General features: G+C 48.4%; 4 protein-coding genes. 3 read left to right on the top strand and 1 reads right to left on the bottom strand.

Annotated features, from left to right (window positions below):
* Positions 1 to 330 precede the first annotated feature (330 nt).
* Positions 331 to 1,737, top strand: coding sequence for an NADP-dependent phosphogluconate dehydrogenase (gndA, locus tag HP459_RS20885; RefSeq protein ID WP_047053487.1), 1,407 nt, complete (start codon positions 331 to 333; stop codon positions 1,735 to 1,737).
* Between the two features lie 253 nt (positions 1,738 to 1,990).
* Positions 1,991 to 3,157, top strand: a complete 1,167-nt coding sequence (gene ugd, locus HP459_RS20880; RefSeq protein ID WP_038416357.1) for a UDP-glucose 6-dehydrogenase — start codon at positions 1,991 to 1,993, stop codon at positions 3,155 to 3,157.
* 49 nt (positions 3,158 to 3,206) lie between these two features.
* On the opposite strand, the gene HP459_RS20875 is transcribed toward ugd, so the two are convergent.
* The gene (locus HP459_RS20875; protein ID WP_063137668.1) at positions 3,207 to 4,211 is read right to left on the bottom strand and encodes an NAD-dependent epimerase; all 1,005 of its coding nucleotides are present in this window, start codon (positions 4,209 to 4,211) and stop codon (positions 3,207 to 3,209) included.
* 194 nt (positions 4,212 to 4,405) lie between these two features.
* Here HP459_RS20875 and wzzB point away from each other — a divergent pair, with 194 nt between their 5' ends.
* Entirely contained in the window at positions 4,406 to 5,386 is a 981-nt protein-coding gene (gene wzzB / locus HP459_RS20870; protein WP_063137667.1) for an LPS O-antigen chain length determinant protein WzzB, read from the top strand.
* The last annotated feature ends 85 nt before the right edge of the window (positions 5,387 to 5,471 follow it).

The following is a 5,471-nucleotide window of genomic DNA, read 5'->3' as shown; positions in this document are numbered from 1 at the left end:
GGCTGTCTCGTTAACTATACTAATAGTGACAGTGAAGACATTCACTGATCCAAAGAGGCCGTCATGGGATGAATATTCACCAAGTGCGATCCTATTCAATTCTCAGGAATTAGATAATCTGAGAAGCATTCGATGCGCAGCATTAAAGAATGAAATTGAGGATTTTTGCGCAACTTATTAAAAATGATTTCGCATTAAAGGTCATGATAGCTAACACTACGCAATTTCACTTTTTTTGTGCTATCCATGGGTAAGCTACCTGGGTTAATATTTATAATACATTTCAAGCCGCGCAACAGTCGCGGCGACCACACCTGACAGGAGTATGTAATGTCCAAGCAACAGATCGGCGTTGTCGGTATGGCAGTGATGGGGCGCAACCTGGCGCTCAACATCGAAAGCCGTGGTTATACCGTCTCCGTTTTCAACCGCTCCCGTGATAAGACCGAAGAAGTCATCGCTGAGAATCCAGGCAAGAAACTGGTTCCTTTCTATACGGTTAAAGAGTTCGTTGAGTCTCTGGAAACACCTCGTCGTATCCTGTTAATGGTGAAAGCGGGCGCAGGTACCGACGCTGCTATCGATTCACTGAAACCTTATCTGGATAAAGGCGACATCATTATTGATGGCGGCAACACCTTCTTCCACGACACCATTCGTCGTAACCGTGAACTGTCTGCTGAAGGCTTCAACTTCATTGGTACCGGCGTATCCGGCGGTGAAGAGGGCGCCCTGAAAGGTCCATCCATCATGCCTGGCGGTCAGAAAGAAGCGTACGAACTGGTTGCGCCAATCCTGACTAAAATCGCAGCCGTAGCTGAAGACGGCGAGCCGTGCGTGACCTATATCGGTCCTGATGGCGCTGGTCATTACGTGAAGATGGTTCACAACGGCATTGAATACGGCGATATGCAGCTGATTGCTGAAGCCTACTCTCTTCTGAAAGGCGGCCTGAACCTCTCCAACGAGGAGCTCGCAGAGACCTTCACCGAGTGGAACAAAGGCGAGCTGAACAGCTACCTGATCGACATCACCAAAGATATCTTCACCAAGAAAGATGAAGAAGGTAAATACCTGGTTGATGTGATTCTGGATGAAGCTGCGAACAAAGGTACCGGTAAATGGACCAGCCAAAGCTCTCTGGATCTGGGTGAGCCATTATCCCTGATCACCGAATCCGTATTTGCACGTTATATCTCTTCTCTGAAAGAGCAGCGTGTTGCAGCGTCTAAAGTGCTGTCTGGTCCTCAGGCTAAACCCGCAGGCGATAAAACTGAGTTCGTTGAGAAAGTCCGTCGTGCGCTATATCTGGGTAAAATCGTCTCCTATGCGCAGGGCTTCTCCCAGCTGCGCGCGGCGTCAGATGAGAACAACTGGGATCTGAACTATGGCGAGATTGCGAAAATCTTCCGTGCTGGCTGTATCATTCGCGCACAGTTCCTGCAAAAAATCACCGATGCCTATGCAGAAAATGCAGGTATCGCAAACCTTCTGCTGGCACCTTACTTCAAGCAGATTGCTGACGAATATCAGCAGGCACTGCGTGATGTTGTTGCGTACGCGGTGCAGAATGGTATCCCGGTTCCTACCTTCTCCGCTGCGGTGGCGTACTACGACAGCTATCGTGCTGCCGTTCTGCCAGCGAACCTGATTCAGGCACAGCGTGACTACTTCGGTGCGCATACCTATAAGCGTACGGATAAAGAAGGTGTGTTCCACACCGAATGGCTGGATTAATCTGATTTAACTCAGTCTGATAGCATGGCCCGGTGAGTCTCACCGGGCTTTTTTTATCGCTTTCAGGCCCATGTTGACTTACTTTCCCCAGCCCACTCCTTTTATTGCCGCATAAATCACTACGTTTATCCCTTTCTGAAGCAAGGCATTCGTCTTGACAGTCCCTCAACTTAAGAGGTAAAAACCTCAACAGTTGTTTATTGCGGTGGTGTGCTTACGCCTCCAGAAACTCAAACTTGAAGAAGTTAAACGAATGAAAATAACTATCTCCGGAACAGGCTATGTTGGTCTCTCAAACGGTATCCTGATCGCACAAAACCATGAAGTGGTTGCATTGGATATCGTGCAGGCAAAAGTGGACATGCTTAACCAGAAGAAGTCCCCGATCGTCGATAAAGAGATTGAAGAGTACCTGGCGACCAAACCGCTGAACTTCCGCGCAACCACGGACAAAGAAGACGCTTACCGCGATGCGGATTTTGTCATCATTGCCACGCCGACCGACTACGATCCCAAAACTAACTACTTCAATACCTCTACCGTTGAAGCGGTGATCAAAGACGTTACGTCAATCAACCCTAATGCGGTGATGATCATCAAGTCGACGATTCCAGTAGGCTTCACCAAATCTATCAAAGAAGAGTTGGGTATTGATAATGTCTTCTTCTCGCCGGAGTTTCTACGCGAGGGCAGGGCGTTATACGATAACCTGCACCCATCCCGTATCGTGATTGGCGAGCGTTCCGAGCGTGCAGAGCGTTTTGCTGCCTTGCTCCAGGAAGGCGCCATTAAAAAAGACGTGCCGGTGCTGTTCACCGATTCCACCGAGGCAGAAGCGATTAAGCTTTTCGCTAACACCTATCTGGCCATGCGCGTGGCTTACTTCAACGAGCTGGACAGCTATGCCGAGAGTTTAGGTCTGAATACCCGTCAGATCATTGAGGGCGTATGTCTCGACCCGCGTATCGGTAACCATTACAACAACCCGTCATTCGGTTACGGCGGCTACTGTCTGCCAAAAGATACCAAGCAGCTGCTGGCAAACTATCAGGCAGTGCCGAACAACCTGATTTCCGCTATTGTGGATGCCAACCGCACGCGTAAAGACTTCATCTCAGATTCTATTCTCGCGCGTCAGCCGAAAGTGGTGGGCGTGTATCGCCTGATCATGAAGAGCGGTTCCGATAACTTCCGCGCTTCTTCCATTCAGGGGATCATGAAGCGTATTAAGGCGAAGGGCGTGCAGGTCATTATTTATGAACCGGCCATGCAGGAAGACGAGTTCTTCCATTCACGTGTGATCCGCGATCTGGATGCGTTTAAGAAAGAAGCGGACGTGATTATCTCCAACCGTATGGCGGAAGAGCTGGCGGACGTGAAAGATAAAGTCTATACCCGCGATTTGTTCGGCAGTGACTAATCAAAATCGTGATATAAAAAAACCCGGCAATCTGCCGGGTTTTTTGTTTTTAAACGTTATAGAAGTTGCGGTACCAGTCGACGAAGTTTTTCACGCCTTCTTTGACTGAGGTTTGTGGTTTAAACCCAATAACGTCATACAGCGCTTTGGTGTCCGCACTGGTCTCCAGCACGTCCCCCGGCTGGATCGGCATCATATTTTTCACCGCTTCTTTGCCCAGCGCCTCTTCAAGCGCAGTGATGTAATCCATCAGTTCGACAGGTGAACTGTTACCGATGTTATACACGCGATACGGGGCAGAGCTGGTTGCTGGCGAACCGGTTTCGACTGTCCAGTCTGCGTCGGCCTGAGGAATGACGTCCTGTAGGCGAATAATCGCCTCCGCAATATCATCGATATAGGTGAAGTCGCGCTTCATCTTGCCGTAGTTGTATACGTCGATGCTGTTGCCTTCAATCATAGCTTTGGTGAATTTAAACAGCGCCATGTCCGGGCGTCCCCAGGGGCCATAGACGGTAAAGAAGCGCAGGCCAGTGGTCGGCAGGTTGTACAGATGCGAATAGGTATGCGACATCAGCTCATTGGCTTTTTTGGTTGCCGCATACAGGGATACCGGATGGTCTACGGAGTCGTCAGTAGAAAATGGCATCTTACGGTTGAGGCCATAAACGGAACTGGATGAAGCATACAGAAGATGCTGAACCTTGTTGTGGCGACAGCCTTCCAGCACGTTTAGGTGACCTACCAGGTTAGCATCTGCGTAGGCATGCGGGTTTTCCAGCGAGTAACGCACGCCCGCCTGTGCGGCAAGATGGATCACGCGGTCAAATTTCTCCTCAGCGAATAGCGCGGCCATGCCCTCGCGGTCCGCTAAGTCCAGCTTGTGGAAGGTGAAATTCTCGGATTTGAGCAGATCGAGACGGGCGAGCTTAAGGTTTGGGTCATAGTAATCATTCAGATTATCAATACCAACAACTTCATGCCCTGCATCAAGCAGGCGCTTGCTGACATGAGAACCGATAAAGCCCGCCGCGCCAGTAACCAAAAATTTCATAGCTTCCCTCATTTAATCTGTGTTCTTATTGATGCCAGTGGGCATCAAAGTCTGTCTATAATAACTCGTTAAACTAGACATACATAACCCATCTTTCCGATATAACTCATCGGATTCTTATAGAAAATTCCTCAGCAACAGATACACTATGGAAACAAGATTATGTTTGCCCTTTTTCATCTGTTAGGGATTGTATGACGCAAAACAACAATAACCTGGTCGCACGCAGTAATGACTCGGAACAAATTGATTTTCTCGATTTAGTGCTGCAATTGTGGAGTGGTAAGTGGGTAATAGGGACGTTCATCGCTGTATTTATCGTTCTTGCTGCTGTATACATCACTGTTGTCCAAGAAAAATGGACATCATCTGCTATCATTGCCCAGCCTGATGCAGCACAAATTGCAACCTATTCTAATGCTCTGAACATACTCTATCGTGGCGCTGGCCCTTCAATGACCGATATACAGAATCGTGCCATTGGTCGTTTTAACTCATCCTTTTCAGCCTTAGCACAAGCCTTGGAAAACCAAGAAGAACCGGAAAAACTCTCTATCGAACCTACTGTTAAAGGTCAGATGTTACCATTAACTGTAAGCTATCAGGGTGAATCGGCTGAAGCAGCGCAAAAGCAGTTGGCGCAGTACATCCAACAGGTCGATGAGCAGACGGCAAAAGAGCTGACGCTTGATCTTAGCGATAACCTCAAGCAGCAGATTACAACCTTAAACGACTCCCTTCAAAACCAAGAGAAGGTCGCGCAGGAGCAAAAAGATCTGCGTATTAAGCAGATTACTGAGGCACTAAAAAACGCAGAAGCCGCGAAAATCAGTGGTCCTCAGATTCAGCAAACACAGGATGTGACCCAAGAAACCATGTTCCTGCTGGGTAGTGAAGCCCTGAAATCGATGATTGAAAACGAAGCGTCTCGTCCGCTGGTTTTTACTAGTCTATATTATCAAACTAAGCAGAATTTGCTGGATATTCAGAATCTCAACGTTAACCCAGACACTATTCACGTCTACCGTTACGTCATGAAGCCGAACCTACCTATCCGACGTGACAGCCCGAAAAAGGCCATCACCCTCATCCTTGCCGTTCTCCTCGGCGGGATCATCGGTTCTGCTGTCGTCCTTGGCCGTAACGCGCTGAGAAACTACAAACCAAGAGCCTGATTTACAGACAAAAAAAGACCGGGTTTCCCCGGTCTTTTTTTATTTATGCCGTTTCCGCAGATTCTCAATCACCGTCGTTAAATCC

The organism is Enterobacter sp. CM29 (genome assembly GCF_013179605.1).
Classification (GTDB): domain Bacteria; phylum Pseudomonadota; class Gammaproteobacteria; order Enterobacterales; family Enterobacteriaceae; genus Enterobacter; species Enterobacter intestinihominis.
Note: the sequence above shows the minus strand (reverse complement) of the source record. Positions and strands in the feature narration are given on the sequence as shown.

Bases quoted from the DNA above. Each gene is read 5' to 3' on its own strand.
- gndA (WP_047053487.1), top strand. From the start codon at position 331: ATGTCCAAGCAACAGATCGGCGTTGTCGGTATGGCAGTGATGGGGCGC.
- ugd (WP_038416357.1), top strand. From the start codon at position 1,991: ATGAAAATAACTATCTCCGGAACAGGCTATGTTGGTCTCTCAAACGGT.
- HP459_RS20875 (WP_063137668.1), bottom strand. From the start codon at position 4,211: ATGAAATTTTTGGTTACTGGCGCGGCGGGCTTTATCGGTTCTCATGTC.
- wzzB (WP_063137667.1), top strand. From the start codon at position 4,406: ATGACGCAAAACAACAATAACCTGGTCGCACGCAGTAATGACTCGGAA.